The sequence below is a fragment of the Aequorivita marisscotiae genome, from assembly GCF_029814825.1.
GTDB lineage: Bacteria > Bacteroidota > Bacteroidia > Flavobacteriales > Flavobacteriaceae > Aequorivita > Aequorivita marisscotiae.
In genome coordinates this window covers 753,507-775,436 of the sequence record NZ_CP122379.1, presented here as the reverse complement: position 1 = coordinate 775,436, position 21,930 = coordinate 753,507, and the positions used below count along the sequence as shown (strand labels likewise).

At 37.3% G+C, this 21,930-nt stretch carries 20 protein-coding genes; 10 read left to right on the top strand and 10 right to left on the bottom strand.

The features are described 5' to 3' along the window. Position 1: 1 nt before the first annotated feature. Positions 2–856, bottom strand: coding sequence for a cupin-like domain-containing protein (locus QCQ61_RS03655; protein ID WP_279449364.1), 855 nt, complete (start codon positions 854–856; stop codon positions 2–4). 170 nt (positions 857–1,026) lie between these two features. Here QCQ61_RS03655 and QCQ61_RS03650 point away from each other — a divergent pair, with 170 nt between their 5' ends. Genes QCQ61_RS03650 through QCQ61_RS15535 form a run of 3 tightly spaced genes read left to right on the top strand, consistent with a single transcriptional unit; the run spans position 1,027 to position 2,208 of the window. After that, entirely contained in the window at positions 1,027–1,794 is a 768-nt protein-coding gene (locus QCQ61_RS03650; RefSeq protein WP_279449363.1) for a DUF2975 domain-containing protein, read from the top strand. 3 nt (positions 1,795–1,797) lie between these two features. Next, a complete protein-coding gene (locus tag QCQ61_RS03645) occupies positions 1,798–2,004 on the top strand; it encodes a helix-turn-helix domain-containing protein (protein WP_279449362.1) in 207 nt (68 codons plus the stop codon). A 27-nt stretch (positions 2,005–2,031) separates the two neighbouring features. Then, entirely contained in the window at positions 2,032–2,208 is a 177-nt protein-coding gene (locus QCQ61_RS15535) for a type II toxin-antitoxin system RelE/ParE family toxin (protein WP_431605811.1), read from the top strand. 83 nt (positions 2,209–2,291) lie between these two features. Here QCQ61_RS15535 and QCQ61_RS03640 read toward each other — a convergent pair whose 3' ends face one another. The 5 genes from QCQ61_RS03640 to QCQ61_RS03620 all read right to left on the bottom strand — a co-directional run bounded on the left by QCQ61_RS03640 (position 2,292) and on the right by QCQ61_RS03620 (position 8,819). After that, positions 2,292–2,567 (bottom strand): FoF1 ATP synthase subunit delta/epsilon, encoded by a 276-nt coding sequence (locus QCQ61_RS03640; protein ID WP_279449361.1) that lies wholly within the window; start codon positions 2,565–2,567, stop codon positions 2,292–2,294. A gap of 71 nt (positions 2,568–2,638) precedes the next feature. After that, positions 2,639–4,144 (bottom strand): F0F1 ATP synthase subunit beta, encoded by a 1,506-nt coding sequence (gene atpD, locus QCQ61_RS03635; RefSeq protein ID WP_279449360.1) that lies wholly within the window; start codon positions 4,142–4,144, stop codon positions 2,639–2,641. A 322-nt stretch (positions 4,145–4,466) separates the two neighbouring features. Further along, positions 4,467–6,314 carry a glutamine--fructose-6-phosphate transaminase (isomerizing) gene (glmS, locus tag QCQ61_RS03630; protein WP_279449359.1) on the bottom strand — a complete coding sequence of 616 codons (1,848 nt, stop codon included), beginning with the start codon at positions 6,312–6,314 and terminating at the stop codon, positions 4,467–4,469. A gap of 9 nt (positions 6,315–6,323) precedes the next feature. Continuing rightward, on the bottom strand, positions 6,324–7,862 hold the full coding sequence (bamH, locus tag QCQ61_RS03625) for a BamH family beta-barrel-assembly machinery protein (protein WP_279449358.1): 1,539 nt from the start codon (positions 7,860–7,862) through the stop codon (positions 6,324–6,326). Positions 7,863–8,009: 147 nt separating this feature from the next. Further along, on the bottom strand, positions 8,010–8,819 hold the full coding sequence (locus QCQ61_RS03620; RefSeq protein WP_279449357.1) for a glycogen/starch synthase: 810 nt from the start codon (positions 8,817–8,819) through the stop codon (positions 8,010–8,012). Between the two features lie 131 nt (positions 8,820–8,950). On the opposite strand from QCQ61_RS03620, the gene panC reads away from it, so the two are divergent. The 4 genes from panC to QCQ61_RS03600 all read left to right on the top strand — a co-directional run bounded on the left by panC (position 8,951) and on the right by QCQ61_RS03600 (position 12,364). Then, positions 8,951–9,796, top strand: a complete 846-nt coding sequence (panC, locus tag QCQ61_RS03615) for a pantoate--beta-alanine ligase (protein WP_279449356.1) — start codon at positions 8,951–8,953, stop codon at positions 9,794–9,796. 12 nt (positions 9,797–9,808) lie between these two features. Next, entirely contained in the window at positions 9,809–10,159 is a 351-nt protein-coding gene (panD, locus tag QCQ61_RS03610; protein ID WP_279449355.1) for an aspartate 1-decarboxylase, read from the top strand. Between the two features lies 1 nt (position 10,160). Then, the gene (locus QCQ61_RS03605) at positions 10,161–11,132 is read left to right on the top strand and encodes a lysylphosphatidylglycerol synthase transmembrane domain-containing protein (protein WP_279449354.1); all 972 of its coding nucleotides are present in this window, start codon (positions 10,161–10,163) and stop codon (positions 11,130–11,132) included. An 83-nt stretch (positions 11,133–11,215) separates the two neighbouring features. After that, complete coding sequence (locus QCQ61_RS03600; RefSeq protein WP_279449353.1) at positions 11,216–12,364, top strand: alpha/beta hydrolase; 1,149 nt, start codon at positions 11,216–11,218, stop codon at positions 12,362–12,364. Between the two features lie 6 nt (positions 12,365–12,370). Here the strand turns inward: QCQ61_RS03600 and QCQ61_RS03595 are convergent, their stop codons facing one another. Together QCQ61_RS03595 and QCQ61_RS03590 are read right to left on the bottom strand one after the other, a co-directional pair. Further along, positions 12,371–13,024: a response regulator gene (locus QCQ61_RS03595; protein WP_279449352.1), complete on the bottom strand. Its 654-nt coding sequence runs from the start codon at positions 13,022–13,024 to the stop codon at positions 12,371–12,373. A 1-nt stretch (position 13,025) separates the two neighbouring features. Beyond that, a complete protein-coding gene (locus tag QCQ61_RS03590) occupies positions 13,026–15,887 on the bottom strand; it encodes a sensor histidine kinase (protein WP_279449351.1) in 2,862 nt (953 codons plus the stop codon). 46 nt (positions 15,888–15,933) lie between these two features. Between QCQ61_RS03590 and radA the strand changes: the two genes are divergently transcribed. The 3 genes from radA to QCQ61_RS03575 all read left to right on the top strand — a co-directional run bounded on the left by radA (position 15,934) and on the right by QCQ61_RS03575 (position 19,968). Continuing rightward, positions 15,934–17,295, top strand: a complete 1,362-nt coding sequence (gene radA, locus QCQ61_RS03585; RefSeq protein ID WP_279449350.1) for a DNA repair protein RadA — start codon at positions 15,934–15,936, stop codon at positions 17,293–17,295. A gap of 108 nt (positions 17,296–17,403) precedes the next feature. Then, positions 17,404–18,537 carry a peptidoglycan DD-metalloendopeptidase family protein gene (locus QCQ61_RS03580; protein WP_279449349.1) on the top strand — a complete coding sequence of 378 codons (1,134 nt, stop codon included), beginning with the start codon at positions 17,404–17,406 and terminating at the stop codon, positions 18,535–18,537. Positions 18,538–18,603: 66 nt separating this feature from the next. Continuing rightward, positions 18,604–19,968, top strand: coding sequence for an acyl-CoA dehydrogenase family protein (locus tag QCQ61_RS03575; RefSeq protein WP_279449348.1), 1,365 nt, complete (start codon positions 18,604–18,606; stop codon positions 19,966–19,968). Between the two features lie 27 nt (positions 19,969–19,995). Here QCQ61_RS03575 and QCQ61_RS03570 read toward each other — a convergent pair whose 3' ends face one another. Then, positions 19,996–21,033, bottom strand: coding sequence for an NADP(H)-dependent aldo-keto reductase (locus tag QCQ61_RS03570; RefSeq protein ID WP_279449347.1), 1,038 nt, complete (start codon positions 21,031–21,033; stop codon positions 19,996–19,998). 2 nt (positions 21,034–21,035) lie between these two features. Then, the gene (locus tag QCQ61_RS03565; protein WP_279449346.1) at positions 21,036–21,800 is read right to left on the bottom strand and encodes an exodeoxyribonuclease III; all 765 of its coding nucleotides are present in this window, start codon (positions 21,798–21,800) and stop codon (positions 21,036–21,038) included. Positions 21,801–21,930 lie beyond the last annotated feature (130 nt).

Genomic DNA, 21,930 nt, shown 5'->3' with positions numbered 1-21,930 from the left:
ACTATAGCATTTTATTGGTGCGCAAAATAGCTTGTTCGTTTTTCCAATCAATCCATTTTTGTCCTTTTAGTTTTCGCATTAACTGATCGTAGTAACGCATAACAGCAATATTATAAATTGCTTTGGCCAAGTTTTTAGGATTTCTTGCAATGGCACGTAGGCTCATCGAAAAACCTGGGGTAATGTAGCGCATATAATGCCAATAGCCTTCGGGCATGTATAAAACATTGCCGTGCTCTAAGTTGGTGATATAGCCCTCCGCTTTTTTTAATGCTGGCCATTTGGTATAATCAGGATTGTGAAAATCTATATCTTCACGAGTAATTAAGGAATGGGGTATTTTATATAGATAATCATTCTGTTTTTGGTCGAAGAGAATCACTTCTTTTTTTCCTTGAAAGTGAAAATGGAAGATGTTTGCCAAATCAATGTCATAATGCATAAACGTGTACGAATCTGTTCCGCCGAAAAAGAGCATTGGTAGGCCTTTCATTAATTTCAAACCAAAATCTGGATAACTAAAATCTTTTTGGAGTTGTGGCACTTCCTTTAAAATGTTCCAAAGAAAAATACGGTAATTGGTGGGTTCTTTTTTTAAAAGAGCAACATATTCGCTCATCTTCATTTCTGCGTGCGGCTCGTTAAAACCATCTTTATGACTAACGGGACGGTTATCGTAAAGTGGAACGGTTTTATCGCCAGCCACTTCGGCCATATAATTGAGATCCCATTTTGTAAATGCCGGCCAGTCCTCTACAAACCTTTCAATAACTACTGGTTTTTGGGGCTTAAAGTAATTTTTTAGAAAATCTTCTTTGGTAATAGTTTTTACCTTGTCTATCTTCTGTAACTGCATAACTGTTTTGGGTTGAAACAAATTTACGAATCTCTTTTAACAGATGGAAGGGGTGTTAATATAACTTTAAGGAATTGAATAATTTTTTCAAATTCAATCCAATTAAATAAATTATTGTTTTTCGATAATTTGGATATATTTGTTATCGTTAAACAATAATTATTTTATAAATGAAAAATTTAGGTATAGTAAGTGTTTTGTATTTTATTTTCAATTTCGCTTTTTGGGTAAGTATTGCTTTTTTAATATTTAACCTATCGTTGCTAGTTTTTACCCATGATGGATCTGTCGGTAATTTTTCGACTGATTTGCATCCTTCAAAAGGGTTTCAAATTCCTGTAAAAATGTATATTCGTACTCCCGATTCAATCTTCGATTGGAAAGGAGAAAGACCTTCAAAGAGGATCGACAAAGACATATACAGTATAAATAAGATACCCGCTGAAACCTCGTTCGAAATTTTGTCTAAATTTAAGAACGAAACATTGCAATTAACACAAAATCATGTATCTGTAAACACCAAGGTTCGGGTAAAAAGTTCGAATATGCTATTTGGTATTTTTGGATATTTCTATAATTATCTTTCACTTGTTGTAGCAGTGATTTCATTTTATTTATTAAAAAGGATTTTTCAAATATTAAGAAGAAGAATTACTTTTTCCTCCGCTCTTTTCGAAAACATAAGAAATTTGGGTTTTCTATTCATATTTTCACAAATCTGTTATGTAGTGCTAAGTGTTTATTTTGCAACTAACTATGGTGTAATTCGCTTTATACTTGCTGATGATCCCAATGTCAATCAATTGGTTGAGTATATTTTTAATCCTACATTGGATTTCAATTTTGTGTTTTTTATAATGGGCCTATCATTGATTATACTCTCAGTTTTATTGAGGTATGGGCAAAGTATCAGAGAGGATAACGACTTAACAATATAGCAAATGGGTATAGTTATAAACTTAGATAAGTTATTGGAAAGTCGTGGTATGAAAAGCAAAGAACTTGCAGAAATTATCAATATTACGGAAGCCAATCTGTCAATATTAAAATCTGGAAAAGCACGAGCAGTTCGGTTTACAACCTTGGAGGCAATTTGTAAAGCATTGGATTGCCAGCCTGGAAATATTTTGGAGTATATAAAAGATTGAAATGATAGGTATAATTTATGTCTATATCTGTTTGAACAATTAACGCTTTTTCCAAATGAAGGTATTTTACGAAATGACTTAGCTGAGAACATACGAAGCATTCCATACCAACCACATATCGTGTTCTATCTTATTTACGAAAAATCTATTTTGATTGTCAGGGTTTTACATCATAGACAAAACAATGCGGATTATTTCGAGTAAAAAATTAATTTTTATAAAAAACAAAAATCCCAAACTCCATCATTTTGGAATTTGGGACTTATTTTTTTTGGATTTGCTTCGGCTTAATCCGCCAAAACCATCACACGATTGTTGTTGCACTCAACAGTGCCTCCGGAAATATGAAGTACCCACCTGTCACCTTCTTTGGTAAATTTTTTCTCAAAACCATCGGCGATCGTTGGGTTGCCTTTAAATTTCACTTTGCCTTCCTGTAAAACAGAAACAATGGGAGCGTGATTATTAAGCATCTGAAATTCACCATCTACACCGGGTACGGTAATGCTTTCAACTTCACCTGCAACTAAAGACGCTTCGGGGGTTACTATTTCTAAGTACATATTTATAAGTTTTCAGTTGGCAGTTACAGTTGGCAGCTATTGCTATCTGCCACTGAATACTGCATACTTTTTTAAGCTTCAGCAAGCATTTTTTCTCCTGCTTCAATAGCTTCTTCGATGGTTCCTTTAAGGTTGAAAGCAGATTCTGGTAGGTGATCTAATTCGCCATCCATAATCATATTAAAACCTTTAATTGTTTCTTTAATATCTACTAATACGCCAGGAATACCTGTAAACTGCTCAGCTACGTGGAATGGTTGAGAAAGGAAACGCTGTACACGACGTGCGCGGCCAACAGCCATTTTATCTTCTTCAGAAAGTTCTTCCATCCCAAGAATTGCAATAATATCTTGTAGTTCTTTATAACGTTGTAAAAGTTCTTTTACGCGTTGTGCGCAGCCGTAGTGCTCTTTACCTAGAATAGGTTCAGTAAGAATACGCGATGTAGAGTCTAACGGGTCTACCGCTGGGTAAATACCAAGCTCCGCAATTTTTCTTGAAAGTACAGTTGTAGCATCCAGGTGGGCAAAAGTTGTTGCCGGCGCTGGATCCGTAAGGTCATCTGCAGGTACATAAACCGCCTGAACAGAAGTAATAGAACCTCTTTTTGTTGAAGTAATACGTTCTTGCATCGCACCCATCTCTGTTGCCAAAGTTGGTTGGTAACCCACCGCTGAAGGCATACGTCCAAGAAGTGCAGACACTTCAGAACCTGCTTGTGTAAAACGGAAAATATTATCAACGAAGAAAAGAACGTCTTTTCCTTGGCCCTCGCCAGCTCCATCACGGAAGTATTCAGCAATAGTTAGCCCAGAAAGAGCAACACGCGCACGTGCTCCCGGTGGTTCGTTCATCTGTCCGAAAACAAAGGTAGCTTTAGATTCTTTCATCGCAGTTTTATCTACTTTTGAAAGATCCCAGCCGCCAGCTTCCATTGAGTGCATAAAGTCGTCTCCGTATTTTATAATACCAGACTCAAGCATTTCGCGAAGTAAATCGTTCCCTTCTCGAGTACGTTCACCTACACCTGCGAATACCGAAAGACCTCCGTGGCCTTTGGCAATATTGTTAATTAACTCTTGAATAAGTACCGTTTTACCTACACCAGCACCACCGAAAAGACCAATTTTACCACCTTTTGCATACGGCTCAATAAGATCTATTACTTTAATACCTGTAAATAAAACTTCGGTAGAAGTGGAAAGATCCTCGAATTTTGGAGCATCACGGTGAATTGGAAGGCCGTTGTCGCCAGCTTTTGGCAAGTTTCCGATACCATCAATAGCATCGCCAATTACGTTAAAAAGTCGACCGTATACTGCATCTCCAATGGGCATTTGAATTGGAGCTCCCGTTGCAACAGCTTCAACGCCACGGCTTAAACCGTCTGTAGAATCCATTGAAATGGTACGAACCATGCTCTCGCCAATGTGCGATTGAACTTCAAGAACCAAAAGGTTTCCGTTGTTGTTTACCTCTAACGAGTCGTATATTTTTGGAAGTTCCGATCCGCTATCAAACGCAACGTCAACTACCGGGCCAATAATCTGTGCAACTTTTCCTGTACTTTGTGACATGAGTAACTGTTTATTTTATAGTTATCTAAGGGCAAAAAAACCACCCCTATTTTGAACGGTGCAAAGATAGTTTTTTCTAGATGAAAAATGCAATGGGAATGTTGAAAAAATTAACTACTTCAAAAGAAAAAACATTAAACTAGAAAAAATTGATTAATGTATAGTAAAAGTGCGTGTTTCACACGTATAGTTTATAGCTAATGAAACTTTGAAATTGCCTTAAATTGAAGAATATGTTTTGAAAATATAAAAAAACCCAAACAGTGTAACTTACATAAGCAAGTCAGGCCGTTTGGGTTTTAGTAGTAACTTATGCTGTAAATTATTCTACAGTAACAGATTTTGCCAAGTTTCGAGGCTGATCTACATTTCTGTTCAGCATAACTGCAATATGGTATGAAAGTAACTGCAATGGTATGGTTGTTAACAAAGGTGTTAAGGCTTCCATAGTATGCGGAACCTCCATAACGTAATCTGCCATTTCCTTTACAACGGTATCGCCTTTAGACACTACCGCGATAATTTTTCCTTTTCGGGCCTTAATTTCTTGGATGTTGCTTACAACTTTGTCGTAATGGTCGCTTTTTATGGCTATTACCACTACTGGCATTTGTTCGTCAATTAATGCGATAGGACCGTGCTTCATTTCAGCGGCAGGGTATCCTTCGGCATGAATGTATGAAATTTCCTTTAATTTTAAAGCGCCTTCTAAAGCTACTGGAAAATTGTAGCCTCTTCCCAAATAAAGAAAGTTTCTGGCATCTTTAAACGCAGCGGAGATTTCGGTTATCTTATCGTCGGTTTTTAAAGCTTCTTCAACTTGGTTTGGAATTAACTCCAACGCACGTAAATAAAGCATAAAATCGCTTTGGCTTATTGTGCCTTTTGCTTTTGCCAGACGTAGCGCTATCATTGCTAAAACAGTAATTTGGGTAGTAAAAGCTTTGGTAGATGCCACGCCAATTTCTGGTCCCGCATGGGTGTAGGTGCCACTGTGAGTTTCGCGCGAAATAGAAGAACCAACCACATTGCAAACTCCATAAACAAAGGCACCTTTAGATTTTGCCAATTTTATGGCTGCAAGTGTATCTGCTGTTTCACCACTCTGAGAAATAGCGATTACTACATCTTTTTCAGAAATAATAGGGTTGCGATAGCGAAATTCGGAAGCGTATTCAACCTCTACTGGTATGCGCACCAAATCTTCAAAAATATATTCAGCAACCAAACCGGCATGCCACGAAGTGCCACAGGCAACTATAATAATGCGTTGGGCATTTGTAAATTTTTCAATATAATTTTCCAGTCCGCCCAGTCTAACAATGCCTTGATCTGCAAGTAATCTGCCGCGATACGTATCTTTTATAACTGAAGGTTGCTCGTATATTTCTTTTAGCATAAAGTGGTCGTAACCACCTTTTTCAATTTGTTCTAAGTTAAGTTGAAGTTCTTGAATGTACGGGGCAACAAGAATATCGTCTTTTATTTTACGCACTTTTACATCGCGTCCTAGTCTAATAATTGCCATTTCCTCATCTTCTAAATAAATGGCGTTGTTTGTAAACTCTATAAAAGGAGAAGCATCGCTAGCCACAAAAAATTCGTCTTCACCAATACCAATGGCTAATGGACTTCCCAATTTTGCAACTACAATTTCGTTTGGTTTCTTTTTGTCGAAAAGTGCTATTGCATACGCTCCCACCACTTGGTTTAAAGCAATTTGCACGGCTTTTCCTAGCTTTACGTTTTCTTTAATTTGAATGTCTTCAATTAAATTAACCAAAACTTCGGTGTCTGTATCAGACTTAAAAGTGTAGCCTCTATTTATTAATTCTTTTTTAAGTGAACCGTAATTTTCAATAATACCATTGTGTATAATTACCAAATCGCCACTCATAGAATAGTGTGGATGGCTGTTTACATCGTTTGGTATTCCGTGGGTGGCCCAACGGGTGTGGCCAATGCCTAAATTGCCTTCGCGAGAAATATTCAACTTTGCTTTTTCCTCCAAACTTGCAACTTTGCCTTTTGTTTTGCACAGTTGAATGTCGGTACCATCAAATAGTGCAATTCCTGCACTGTCATATCCTCTGTATTCTAAGCGTTTTAATCCGTTTAAAACAATGGGATATGCTTCTCTTTTGCCAATATAGCCTACAATTCCACACATAATCGACGTTTAATTTGGTTCAGTATAATAAATTTGAAGTTTTAGTCTTTTTTCTTGATTGGGCGATGCGTTTCCGTGAAGAATGGTTCCTTCGGGAGAAACGATAGCACTCGAGGGAACTTCCTTAATGCTAGGCTCCATCGGGTTCTGCAGCTTCTGCGTTGTGCGGGTTAACACATTTTGCGAAACAATAATTCCCAAAGGCACGTTTGTGCTGTCTTTATTTATCAAGTTGCTAATATGGTCGGTAATTTTCAACTTGTAATAATCGCCGTTACCATCGCTGCCTCTTTGCAATTTTCCGTAATGATTGGAAAGTGCATCTATTGCCTCAAGTCCGTTAGTTGGATCTTGATTGTAATCTGCCAAAACATCGCTGTTTTTTAAATCGTAAATTACAATTCGTTCGGGTTCCGTAGCGCCACCAACCATTAAATCTTGATTTACATACAGAATTAGGTTTGCTTCATTTACAATCCATTTTTTATCGCGAAGCATTTCAAGATCGTCAGCAACTCCATTATTGTCATTATCTTTTCCGAAAAGCTCAATTACCGAAATAATTCCATCGCCACCGCGCAGATATAAGTTTTCATTGCCCGTTTGGATATTTGGATTTTCTACAGCAGTTTGTATTTGTTGCGGAAGTTGGTTTGTAAATGTATTTACACTTATGCCTCCATTAAAGTTTAACTTAAACGTGCCATTTTCGCGCTCGTCATCATCATTCTTAAAGTTGTAATAAATTGTAACGAAAGCTTTTGTGGCATCAAAAATAAACAAACTTCCATTGTCTGTTGTTGAGCTTACATCAAAATAAAGTCCTCTTAAAAAGTTTTTGAAGTTATTGCTATTGCGTAATTCGGGAGTACCTTCCATGTCAATAATATTGGTTTGGAAGAAGGTAGAATCCAATTTTACGCGAAGGCCTGGGGGCAGTTTTATTTCGTCTTCTTCGCCTTGGTTAAATAGATATCCGTTTTTAGTAGGAATAAAATCGATTACTGTAGCTAATTCTTCACCTAAATAACTTTCAAAAAGTGGTCCTTGATTGGTATAATAGTTTTGAAATTCCTCAAAACCAGAGTCTGGATCGTATTCTCTTAAAAAATATTTCGACTGTAAAATTGAAATATTTATCGGGCTTGTACCGTATATAGAATCGAGTTCGTACGTTGTTATGCTGTCTACTGTGGTCTCGGTGCTGTAGTAGGGAAGGTACACAAATACACTATCTACCGTTGCACTGTCTCCAAATTTTGGGTCGCTACTCTCTAACGTTAGCTGGGAAAGCAAACTAACGGTTGATTTGCCATACACAGGATCGTTATAAACCCCAAATTGATAGGATGGCAATCTATTGCTCTGCACCGGCCCTAATTTTCTGCTGTAAGAAATAACAGTTTGCGAATCGTCTAAAATTCCGTTTGGAATTTCTGTTCCCAATACTTCAGAACCGATAAGAGAGGTTTCTTTTTGGCATGAAGAAAACGCAATAATTATGAGGAAAATAGTGCCAACCATTGGCAACAAGCTTTTTAATTTCATCTGCATACAATGTTTATTAAATAGGAAGGAATTGTGTCTAGATTATTGGTTATAAGTTGTTTCGTAAATAAAGGGGATAAAATTTAATTGGGGTTTTCTTAAAAATTTCGTGCTAAACTGTTTTCAAATTAATTATAGCACTAAAATTTATTCCAAAACTTTCGAGCTGTAAAAATCTAAATATGCTTGCGAAAAATCTTCCATATTATGATACTTTAACACGGGTTTGTCCATAGTGTTAATAAAATTTTCGAGCGCTTCAGGAATTTCTTCTGTAGCTACAATAATGGCATCCGAATTTCTAATGGCAATCTTCATCAGGTTTATATAACTCGGATCTTCTAATTCGGCAATGGCTTCATCGTCTATAGCGTCATACCTCACTTTTTCAATGGTGTCTTTTGCTAACGATCCTTCGAATCCAGTATTGTAAACAGAGGTTACAATTTTACTGTTTTCAAATAATGGTTCATTGCCGTAATAATTGCGAAGGTAAAGCGGCAAAAAGGCTGCCAACCAACCGTGCACGTGAATAATATCTGGCGCCCAGTTTAATTTTTTTACCGTTTCAATTACTCCTTTTGCAAAGAATATAGCGCGTTCGTCATTGTCTTTATAAAAGTTGCCATCTTCATCGGCATAGGTGGCTTTTCTTTTAAAATAATCTTCGTTGTCAATAAAATAAACTTGAATACGCTCTTTGGGAATTGACGCCACTTTAATTATCAGCGGCATATCCAGATCGTTTATTACCAAATTCATACCTGAAAGGCGTATTACCTCGTGCAGTTGATGTCTTCTTTCATTAATGTTTCCATAACGGGGCATAAAGATTCTAATCTGGCCACCGTTGTTATTGATCATTCTAGGAGCTTCAAACGACATTGAAGAAATCTCGGTCTCGGGAAGATAAGGCACAACTTCTGAAGACACATACAAGACTCTTTTATCTTTCATCTATAAGTTTTTTAAAAATTATTTGAAATTTTGCCTCAATTGCTTCGAGGCATTTAAAAACACGCAAAATTACGAAAATTTATGTAGATTGTCTTTAATATATTAATTTTGCCCGCTCTTAAAGCAATTTTATGGTTGTATTTACCCAGAAAGAAACCTTGGTGAAAGCCTTGTCTTCTGAATATAAAAATGACAAAATAGGTTTTGTACCAACAATGGGTGCATTGCATAAAGGCCATATATCATTGGTTGCTAAAGCTTTGAGCGAAAATAGTTTGGTGGTGGTGAGCATTTTTGTAAATCCAACCCAGTTTAATAACACGGCAGATCTTAAAAAATATCCGCGTACTCCCGAAGACGATATTATGTTGTTAAAATCGTTAAATGAGGATATAATTGTGTATTTACCTGAGATTTCAGATTTATATGAAGAAACTGTTACGGCAAAAAAATACAATTTTGGCGCTCTTGAAAACGAAATGGAGGGAAAACACCGGAAGGGGCATTTTGATGGCGTGGGAACAATTGTAAGTAAACTATTAAAAATTGTAAAGCCCGCTTCGGCTTACTTCGGCGAAAAAGATTTTCAGCAATTACAGATTGTAAAAAAATTGATTGAAATTGAAAACCTCCCCGTAAAAATTATTGGTTGCCCTATTTTAAGAGAAGAAAATGGGCTTGCCATGAGTTCGCGAAATAAACGGCTAAATAAAATCCAGTACGATGAGGCCGCTATTATTTATAAAATTTTAAAGGAAGTACGTGAAAAATTTGAATCAACAACCATTGCAGATCTAAACTCTCTGGTTGCGGAACGATTTTTGCAAAACCCAAACTTAAAATTGGAGTATTTTGAAATAGCCGATGAAGAAACACTTAAAACCGCAACCCATAAAAATGAAGGTTTAAAATACCGTGCTTTTATGGCAGTATTTGCTGGTAAAGTTAGGCTTATAGATAATATCTCTTTAAATTAATATCTTTGCACCATGCAAATACACGTAGTAAAATCTAAAATCCATAGAGTAAAAGTTACCGGTGCCGATTTAAATTATATTGGTAGCATCACTATTGACGAAGATTTAATGGACGCCGCCAATATTATTGAAGGCGAAAAAGTTCAAATTGTAAATAACAATAATGGCGAAAGGCTCGAAACGTACGCCATTCCCGGTCCGCGCAATAGTGGCGAAATAACGCTTAACGGTGCTGCCGCAAGACGCGTAGCTCCGGGCGATGTACTTATACTTATTACCTATGCAATAATGGAAATAGAAGAGGCCAAAGCCTTTAAGCCTGCATTGGTTTTCCCGGACGAGGAAACAAATTTACTTCGTTAAATTGAGCCGTTCCCTTTCAAAATTCTTACAGATTGCCGTTCCACTTGGTTTGGGCATCTTTCTTATTTGGTATATATATCAATCGTTTACTCCCCAACAACTCACTGAAACTAAAAAACATTTTACTGATGCTAATTACGGTTTTGTACTGCTTTCAATAGCGCTGAGTGTTTTAAGCCATATATCACGTTCGTATAGATGGAGCTTTATGTTAGAACCCTTGGGTTATCGCACTAAAATTGCCAATAATTTTATGGCAGTTTCCGTGGCCTATTTAATGAATATTTTTATTCCTAAAAGTGGCGAATTTTCTAGAGGTATTATTTTAGATAAATATGAAGGAGTGCCTTTTCAAAAAGGATTTGGTACTATTATTTCTGAAAGAATCGTTGATTTAATATTTCTACTTTTATTTACCGCCTTGGCATTGTTTATTAAGTTTGATGTTTTGTATCAGTACATCGTGGGCAGTATCCCTAGCTCGCTGTTGTATATTCTTATCTTCGGGATTGTATTAGGCGCCATTAGTATCCCGCTGTATGTTAAATTTTCAAAATCGAATGTCAATAAAAAGCTGAAAAACTTTGTAATTGGTTTAAAGGAAGGAATCTTCAGCATTCTAAAAATGCAAAGAAAAGCGGCGTTTTTATTTCACTCGTTTTTAATCTGGGGGTTGTATCTGCTCTCTTTCTATACGGCGCTCCACGCATTGCCAGAAACTGCAAATATTTCAATCGGTACAATTATTATTGCTTTTGTGGTAGGTAGTTTTACATTTGCCTTTACCAATAGCGGTTTTGGTACCTACCCCGCGGCTATAGCCGGAATTTTAGCAATTTTTGGAGTAGCCAAAACTGTGGGTGTGGCTGTGGGTTGGATTGTTTGGATTTCAAATATTAGCGCGATTATTTTCTTTGGAGTACTCTCTTTGGTATTGCTTCCCATTTATAATAGAAAGGGGTTACAATTATAGCTTTTTTAGAAAATATAGCTCTTTCAAAAAACCTACGAATTCAAAATTTCATATCTTTCCACAGCATTTAAAAAGGTAGGGTTATGAAAAGTATGCTAATATTTTTGGTCGGAGTTTTGCTTAGCAATGCTTCATTCTCACAAATTATTTATGAAGAATTTAAATCGGAAAGACTGGACCAGTCGCGAAGATTAAAAATTCAATTGCCCAGAAATTACGACACGAATGTTGATAAAAAATATCCAATAGTGTTGGTGCTGGATGCAGATTATTTGTTTGAGCCAGTTGCCGGAAATGTAGATTATTTTAGTTATTGGGAAGACATGCCAGAGTCTATCGTCGTTGGAGTTATGCAGGGTGGTTCGCGATATTTTGATTGTGCTTACGACGACAATACATTTTTTCCCGATGAAAAGGGAGCCCGTTTTTTTGAATTTTTAGGGCTAGAACTTATTCCGTACATAGATAAAAAATACCGTACCGCTAAGTTTATTATTGGAGTGGGACACGATTTTACCGCTAATTTTTTAAATTATTATCTCTTTAAAGATCCACCTTTGCTTAACGGATATATTAATTTGAGTCCAGATCTGGCGCCCATGATGGAAGAGCGGCTAGCAGAACGCATACCACAGATTCCGGGAAAAATATTTTACTATTTGGCAACTGGCACAGACGATATAAAAGGACTGATGGAATCATCGGAAGATTTAAACAAACAATTGAGCAGTATAAAGAATAATTCGTTTAGCTATTATTACGATAATTTTGAAGGCGCTACACATTATTCGTTGGGCGGTAGGGGAATACCCAATGCGTTGGAAAAAATATTTTCAGTTTATAGACCAATAAGCAAAAAAGAATACTCGGAAGTATTGCTAAAATTAAAAACGCCGGTTATTCAATATCTTTTAGATAAATATAAAGTTATTGAAGATCTCTTTGGAATAACTAACAATATTCGTGTTAACGATTTTATTGCCACGGCAACCGCAGCAGAAAAATTAAAGCAATGGGAGTCGTTGCGGGAAATTGCAACTATGGCAAAAAAGCAATACTCAGAAACCGTGCTGGGCGATTATTATTTAGGCCGTTATTATGAAGAAACCGGTGAACCCAAAAAAGCAATGAAAATCTTCCAAGGAGCTTTTGATAAAGAAGAAGTAGATTTTATTACAATAGATAAATTATTGGACCGAGCAGATAAAATAAAGCAGGATTTTGGGTACTAAACCAACTTAAAGTTCCTTTATAATTAACCTATGCAAATAGGCCCAAGTGTTGAGTGCATTGGAATTTGTATTTTCAATATCTAGTTTTGTAATAATATTGCTTCTGTGCTTTTCTACCGTTCGAACCGAGATAAACAATTCTTTTGCTATTTCGCTACTGCTTTTTTGTTGGGAAACCAATTTTAAAATAATTTTTTCAGAATACGTTAAATGTTTCATTTTCCGGATGTCTTCTGAAACAGCCTTAAGCGATGAATCTTCAAATGCCCGGCTGAAGTAAACATTGTTATTTAATACCTCTTCAATGCATTCTTCAATTTCATAAAATGAATCTTCCTTTAGCAAATACCCGTTTATTTGAAGCGCCCTAGCTTGCGATATATATTCTATCTCCTTGTGAAAGGAAAGCACTATAAACTTAGTGTCAACTTCTTTCTGCTTGGCCATTTTAATTACATCAAAACCGGTTAAAATAGGCATGTCTATATCTAACAAGGCAATGGTTGGGTTGTGAACCAGAATTTTTTCCAAGGCTTGCATTCCATCAGAAGCCTGTCCCACAACATTGTAATTATTTTCTAACAATTCGTCGTAAAGCCCTTTCAGGATCATGGGGTGATCGTCTGCAATTACAATAGAGATATTATTTTTTTTAATCATTTTAGATTGGAATTGTAAGCGTTATTTTAGTGCCTTTCTTTAACTGACTTTTAATATCAATTTTTGAGTTTAAAATCTTCGCGCGTTCTCTTAATGTTTTCATTCCGAGGCTTGCGCTCGTTTTAATCATTTCTGAGACTTCAAACCCTTTTCCATTATCTGCTATTGTTGCTTGTATGGTATTATTTCTTTTTTTAATAGAAACGGAACCGGCCTTGGCTTCGGCGTGTTTTACCATATTATTGAGTACTTCTTGTATAATTCTATATAAATGTAGTGAAGCTTCTTTGGTTATAAGGTTGTCTATATCATCTATTTGATGTGTAAAAAAAATATTGGTATTAGCATCTACTTCATTAATCATGTTCTTAATTGCGGCAGTAGGCCCCAAACGTTCTAAATTTGCCGGATGCAGTCCTCTAGAAATACTGCGAAGTTCATCTAAAGTGCTGCTGGCCAAAGTTTCCATATCTTGATTTTTAATATTTTTTGTTTTTTTGGTTAACAACATTAGTTTTTGGCCTACACTATCGTGTAATTCGCGCGCCACTCTTGTACGCTCTTCTTCTTGTGCCTTGATAAGGTTGTGCGTGTAGGCCTCATTTCTTTTACGCGCTAGTTTACTGCGATAGGAAAAAAAGACAAATACGCTAGCGGTAATAATAGATACTACCGTAACCCAAAAAAGCCATGTTTTCCAAAATGGAACTTTTATTTCAAACGAATACTGATAGGGCTGGGTTTGCCATTTTCCATAGCCATTATCTGCAGTAAATTCAAAGGTGTATTTGCCCGGAGGTAAATATGAAAATACCACATTGTTATCTGCTATAGGTTCAGACCATTGGTTTTCGTCACGCAGCCCAATCATTCGGTATTTATACTTTACGTTTTCCGGATTGGTAAACGTAATTGCTTCCATCGAAAAACTTAAATAGTTTTTTTGATAGGGTAGAACTATGCTTTTTTCGGTACTATACAAGCTATCGATCAACGGTTCTGAAAACAATAAAATTTCGGGTAAATTTAGTTTTGGCGGCTTATTGTTAGCTGTAAATTTATTCTCGTTAAAAGCTATAACACCGTCTAATGAAGTGGCCAATACTGTTTTATCTTTTGTAACAAGCAGGGAATTAAAATCTATATCGTTTGCTAAAAAATGAGGTATGGTGTGGTAATATTTTGCGACAATTGAATCATTTTGCAGCAAATTTGGGAGATCTACTTTAATTAAAACATCCCTTCCGGCTAACCATAAATCGTTACCATCTACCTCTAAAGCTCTAAAGTATTTTAAACCAGAAAACCGATTCATATTAAAAGTTTGTATTTTAAATTGGTCGTTCTGCAGGCTAATGTGATATAATTTTTTTTCGCTACCAGCTAGCACTTCAGTCTTAGTGACAGTAGATATGCTCCTAAAATTATTGTTTGAAATCGGGCTTAAACCGTGGATTGTATCTAATTTTTTATTTTTTATTTGAAATAAACCACTTACTTTGCAAAGCAAATAACGGTTGCCAATTGGTTCAATGCCTATAGATCTTTTAGAATTTATAAAATATATTGAATCTTTGGTGCGGACTTTTATTGTATTTGTACCAAACAGAAAGGTTTTGTCTTGCTTTTTAAATATTAAATTATAATCGCCTTCATCTACTAATTTTGAACTTGGTTTATTATTTGTATGTTCAAAAACGGCTTTACCGGTATTGTATAGTAGGTTGTCTTCTTCTGTTACAAAAAGATTTTTTATAGGGCCATTTTTTGTTATTTGTCTAATTGTTTGGGAATCATCCAAAATAGCAACCCCTTCGTTTGTGGCCATCACCACCTTTCCGTTCCATTCAACAATATCATTTACAGTAGCCAACCCTTGACTGTCATCGTAAATTTTAAAAGCTGTATCTCTAAAACGGATAATTCCTTCGCCATATGAAGTCATCCAAAGATTGCCTTCATAATCTTTAATAGTTTGATAAATGTATTTTGAAGGCAAGCCCTGAGCCTCATTTATAATTTCTAAATGCCCGGTGTTTTTATTAAAAATTCCAATGCCATTTCCCTCAAAACTTAAATAGAACTCATTTTCATTCGCTTCTAAAATGCCGTATATCCGGTTTTTATCAAAATCGTCAGGATTAAATTTAAATAACTGAAGCTTGTCATTGGTAATTTTATACAATTCGCCATAAGCCCCTACCCATATATTTTTTGCATCGTCTACCAAAACGGAATAACAAATATTATTAATGCCGCTCTTTTCGTTGAAAATATTTTCAATCTTAAGCGGGTTTAAAGTCATTTTGTAAATCCCTAATTTGGTAGAAGCTAGATATATAGTGTTATCGTCATACCACGCTGCATTTTGAATACCTTCAACCCGATTTTTAGAATCATTTTTTAACAAATCGTGCAGTTTGCCATCTTTAAAAATAGCAATGCCTTGTACAAAAAATATATACATTAAACCATCGCTACTTTCCAACATAGCGGTTACGGCTCCCAAGGCGTCAAAATTTACGCCTTTTGGATTGGTAATTTTACCATTTTCAATATAACTAACGCCATTATCTAAGGTGCCCACCCAGATGCGACCCTTAGAATCTTCAAAAAGACTAAAAATTATATTGGAAGCGAGACCGTCCTCGGTTGTGTAATTTGTAAAAGTTTTGCCGTTAAAACTGCTTAATCCCGAAGTAGTACTTATCCAAATTCTGTAATCGCTCGCTTGAAGTATGGCGAAGGTTTCGTTGGTTATCAATCCTTCCTCGGCTTTATATTTTTTAAATTGATATCGCTGCGCGTTTGTATGCATCGAGAATACACACAAAAATAACATTGTGAGGAATAAGCGTATCATTTAGCGAAGTTTGTTGTGTAAATATATTTAATTTAGCCGAACTATTATGGCTAAAACAAAAACAACATTTTTCTGCCAAAACTGCGGTGCCCAATACGGCAAATGGCAGGGGCAGTGCAATTCGTGTAAAGAGTGGAATACCATTGCCGAAGAAGTAATCCAAAAAGCCGAAAAGGTAAGTTGGAAATCTTCCGAAAACGCCTCAAAAAGAGTGGCAAAACCACAGCGTATTTCTGAAATATCAACACAAGCCGAAGCCCGTTTAAACACAAAAAACAACGAATTAAATAGAGTTCTTGGCGGCGGATTGGTTCCAGGTTCCCTAACGCTTTTGGGCGGCGAACCCGGCATTGGGAAAAGTACGTTAATGCTGCAAATTGCTTTGCAACTTCCGTATAAAACGCTTTACGTTTCGGGCGAAGAAAGTGCCCAACAAATAAAAATGCGCGCCGAACGTATTCAACCTATTTCCGAAAACTGTTTCATTTTAACCGAAACAAAAACGCAGAATATTTTTAGAAATATTGAAGAAATTGAACCAGATATCGTGGTAATCGATTCTATTCAAACTTTACACACAGACCATATTGAAAGCACTGCGGGCAGTATTTCGCAAATTCGGGAAACCACGGCCGAACTTATAAAATTTGCAAAGGAAACCGCAACTCCGGTAATTTTAATTGGTCATATAACTAAAGATGGAAATATCGCTGGCCCAAAAATTTTGGAGCATATGGTAGATACCGTGCTGCAGTTTGAAGGCGACCGAAACCATATTTACAGAATCCTCCGAGCCAACAAAAATCGTTTTGGAAGTACAAACGAACTCGGTATTTACGAAATGCAGGGCAGTGGTCTTCGCGAAGTTTCCAACCCTTCGGAAATACTAATTTCAAAAAATGACGAAGACTTAAGCGGAACCGCAATTTCTGCTACTCTGGAAGGTATGCGCCCCTTGATGATAGAAATTCAAGCCTTAGTAAGCAGCGCAGTTTATGGTACACCACAACGCAGCGCCACGGGTTATAACGCCAAACGGCTGAATATGATTTTAGCAGTTTTGGAAAAACGCGCCGGTTTTAAACTTGGTGCAAAAGATGTATTTTTAAACGTAACCGGAGGAATAACCGTTGACGATCCCGCAATAGATTTAGCGGTAGTTGCCGCAGTACTTTCCTCAAATATTGATATTGCTATAGATAAGCGCCTTTGCTTTGCCGCGGAGGTTGGCCTTGCCGGCGAGGTACGTCCCGTAACCCGTGTGGAGCAGCGCATTATGGAAGCCGAAAAACTTGGTTTTACTTCCATAGTAATTTCAAAATACTGCAAAATCCCAAAGAATAACTTTCACATAAATATTATTAAAGTAGCCAAGGTGCACGATGTGGTGCATCATCTTTTTGGGTAACTTTCTCGCTAAGGGAAAAGTATCCTCCCCAACCTCCCAGAATGGCAGAAGCAGCGTAAGGCTTTCCCCTTTGGGGATTAGGGGAACTTTAAGTACATTAGCATGGTTATGAATTTGAATTTTTTTTTAATTATTATCCTTTTCATAATAATTGCCAGTGGCTGCAAACAAGTACGCAAAGCGGCCGATGTATTTGTGCAACCCACGGCCCGCGAGGTTTACGAACGCAATTTTTCAAAAAATGATTCCCTGTTGGTTAATTGGAACAAGGCTTTTGAGAGGGCAAAGCAGGATAGTATTCAAATTACATTACCTTATTCGGAAAGCGGTGTTTTTTCAAAGGAAAATTTCAATGTTTACAGCTATAACATTCAGTTGAAAGAAGGCGAACGCATTGTGGTTGATGTGGAAAAACAAGCTGATTCTGCCTTGGTATTTGTAGATCTCTTTCAGGCGAAGAATGATTCGCTTCAATCTTTTGAACTTTTAGAAAGCTCGGAAATAAAAAAGCCATTTCTGTCAAAAGAAATAGAAACATCCGGATTTTACAAAGTTATGGTCCAGCCGCAACTGGAGTTGCAATTTTCTTTTGTTTTAAAAATTTATACAGAACCAATATACACCTTTCCTGTAAGTGGGGCGGGAAATAAAAACATCCAGAGTTTTTGGGCAGATCCACGCGATTCAGGAAGCCGCTCCCACGAAGGAGTTGATATTTTCGCAGTACGGGGTACGCCGGTGATTGCAGTTTCAAATGGCGTTATTTCTTCGGTAGGCGAGCGCGGTCTGGGCGGCAAACAGGTTTGGCTTCGCGACGGTCTCTTTGGAAAGATTATTTATTATGCGCATTTAGACAGCATTGCAGTTTCCGAAGGAAAAAGGGTAAAAATTGGCGACACTCTCGGTTTTGTAGGCAATACGGGCAATGCACAAACCACGGAGCCACATCTTCATTTCGGAATTTACAAAGCACGCGGAGCAATAAATCCGCTTTCATTTATTAAGAAAACCGAGATTCAGCCCAGTGAAAAATCTTCGGCAATTACAAAAGCTGTTAATGTAAGAAATCGCGCAAATATTCATAAAGGGCCCGCTTCAGTTTTTGAACAATTTGGCAGTTTGAAAAAGCACGACACAATTATTGTTTTGGGAAAAAATCAAAACTGGTTTCATATTCAAATCCGAGACAGTTTAAAAGGTTTTGTAAATGAAGCCACACTAAAAGCCGTATTTCCGAATTAACTTTTTTTTAGCCGTTTGAAAAATAGCTTAGTAGTATCTTTAGAAATCAATTCTAAAACTGCAGCTATGTCTATCTTTTCTAAAATTAAACAAACTATTAATTTAATGCAGGACATTGATCTGGACGCGCTGGGGAAACTTTCGCAAAAAGTAGATCTTTCCGAAATTATGAAAACTGTTGGCGAGCTTGACGATAGGCAACTTGCAGGATTAATGCGAATGCTGAAACATAAAGGTGGAAAAAAAGGACAACACAAATTGCCGCCCATTGATGGCGATTTTTACGATTTGGCGTTAAAACTCACTCCCCAACAGCGAGAATTACAAATAAAAGTGCGCAATTTTATGGAAGACGAAATAAAGCCGATAGCCAACGAATATTGGAACAAGGCCGAATTTCCGTTTCAAATTATTCCGAAAATGGCAGAATTAAACATCTGCGGACTTACCTATGAAGGTTACGGAACGCCTTATGAAACCTACGTTATGGAAGGCATTATCGCGATGGAATTGGCGCGGGTGGATGTTTCAATTTCAACATTCTTTGGCGTTCATAGCGGCTTGGCAATGGGATCTATTTATATCTGCGGAAGCGAAGAACAAAAGCAGGAATGGCTCCCAAAAATGGCTAAAATGGAACTTATTGGCGCCTTTGGCCTAACGGAACCCGAAGTTGGTTCGGCTGTTGCCGGAGGTTTGGGAACTACCTGCAGACAGGAAGGCGATGAATGGGTTTTAAACGGACAAAAAAAATGGATTGGGAATGCTACTTTCGCTGATGTTACTGTAATTTGGGCACGCGACGAAGCTTCCGATCAAGTGAAGGGATTTTTGGTTAGAAAGGGAAATCCGGGTTTTAAGGCTGAAAAAATTGAAAACAAAATGGCACTTCGAACCGTGCAAAACGCACTGATAACTATGACCGATTGTCGTATTCCCGAAAGCGACCGACTTCAAAAATGCGATTCGTTTAAAGACACTGCCAAAGTATTGCGAATGACGCGCGCAGGAGTGGCTTGGCAAGCAGTGGGTTGCGCTCGAGGCGCTTATGAAGCAGCTCTAAAATACACCAAAAAACGCGAACAGTTTGGAAAACCGATTGCTTCTTTTCAATTGGTGCAAAATCATTTAGTTGAAATGGTTGCCAATCTTACGGCAATGCAAACTATGTGTTTCCGTCTATCCGAATTGCAGGATGAAGGTTTACTTACCGATGAACACGCTTCGTTGGCAAAAGTATTTTGCAGTATGCGAACCCGCGACGTAGTGAGCCAAGCCCGCGAAGTGATGGGCGGCAACGGAATTTTACTGGAGTACGACGTTGCCCGTTTCGTAGCAGATGCCGAAGCAATTTACAGTTACGAAGGCACCAAAGAAATCAATTCGTTAATTGTGGGTCGAGCCATTACCGGTTATAGTGCGTTTGTGTAAAAAAGCTCTCTTTGAGGGTGAGGGGGACTAAGGAGCTGGATTCGGAATTTGACTGTGTACCGCATTAATCTCCTTTAAAATTTCTTTGGAAAGCGAAACATTAATACTTTCAATATTTTCCGAAAGTTGCGTGATAGCCGTCGCGCCAATAATTGGGGCGGTTACAAATTTTTTCTGAAGAATAAAAGCCAAAGCCATTTGTGCAAAGCTGAGGTTGTTATTTTTGGCAATTTCGAAATATTTTTCAGTTGCTTGAACAGCATTTGCATTGCTATAGCGACTGTATTGTTTAAATTGATTAATTCGAGAATTTTTGTCGGCGGTTCCGTTTAAATATTTTCCGGTGAGCGTACCAAACCCTAAGGGCGAATAAGGCAAATACCCAATATTTTCACGTTGAAGAATTTCACTTAAACCAATTTCGTCTTTTCGGTTAACCAAGTTAAACGGATTTTGAACGGAAACCACTTTTAATTTTCCCTTTCGCGTTTCTTCCAAACAACGCATTACGCCAAAAGGAGTTTCGTTGGAGAGCCCGAAATAGCGAATTTTTCCCGCTTTTACGAATTCTTCCAAATTACTTAAAATTTCGGCAAAATTATCTCGCCATTCTTCATTCGGCTTATGGCTGTAATCCCGCTGGCCAAAGTAATTGGTGTTTCGCTCCGGCCAATGGAGTTGGTATAAATCTATATACTCTGTCTGCAGCCGTTTTAAACTATTATGCAGTGCATTTTCCAAAGAATTTTTACTGAAATCCAATGGTTGACGAATATGGTCCATATTTCGGCTCGGGCCAGCAATCTTGGTGGCTAAAACCAAGTTTTCGCGATTCTTTTTTTTCGCAAACCAATTGCCAATATAAGTTTCGGTTCTTCCCTGCGTTTTAGGATTGGCGGGCACGGGATACATTTCGGCGCAATCAATAAAATTGATGCCTTTTTCAATGGCAAAATCCAGCTGATCGTGGGCTTCGGCTTCAATGTTTTGCTGGCCCCAGGTCATGGTGCCGAGGCAGAGTTTGCTGATTTTTAAATTTGTATTTGGGAGGATTGTGTATTTCATTTTTAAAATTCAAGTTCCACTAAATGCGGACAATGGTCGCTGTGCATTGCATCGGGCAGGATTACGGCGCGTTTTAAATTATCCAGCAACGGTTTTGAAACCAAATTGTAATCTATACGCCAACCTTTGTTATTGTTTCGGGCATTGGCGCGGTAGCTCCACCAGGTGTAATTGTGCGGCTCTTTGTTAAAATGGCGAAAACTATCAATAAACCCACTTTTCATAAACCTATCTAACCATTCCCTTTCTACTGGTAAAAAGCCAGAAACGTTTTTATTGCGAACGGGATCGTGAATATCAATGGCTTCGTGACAAATATTGTAATCGCCACAAATAACCAAGTTTGGTATTTCTTTTTTCAGCTTATCAACATATTTTTGAAAATCGGCCATAAATTTAAATTTATGTTCCAAACGGGCAATATTTGTTCCGCTTGGCAAATACAAACTCATCACGGAAACATCGTTAAAATCTACACGGATGTTTCTTCCTTCATAATCCATATATTCTATACCGGTGCCGTATTCAACGTGGTTTGGTTTTATTTTTGAAAAAATGGCCACCCCGCTGTAGCCTTTTTTTACCGCGCTGTGCCAATAGTGATACGGGTAACCAGCGTCTTCAATTTGTTCAATTTCAACTTGATCAAAATTTGCTTTAGTTTCCTGAAGGCAAACAACATCGGGGTTTGCGGCTTTAAGCCAATCAATAAATCCTTTGCGCATTGCGGCGCGAATTCCGTTTACGTTGTATGAGATTATTTTCATAACATTTCCCGCGGAGGCGGGAATCTCTTTTAGGTTTATTTTTTTTGTAGTCGCAATATAAAAATCTAAATTTCGATTACCAACTTGTTGAGTATTTCTTTACTGGTTTGTCTATTTTTGATGAAATTCC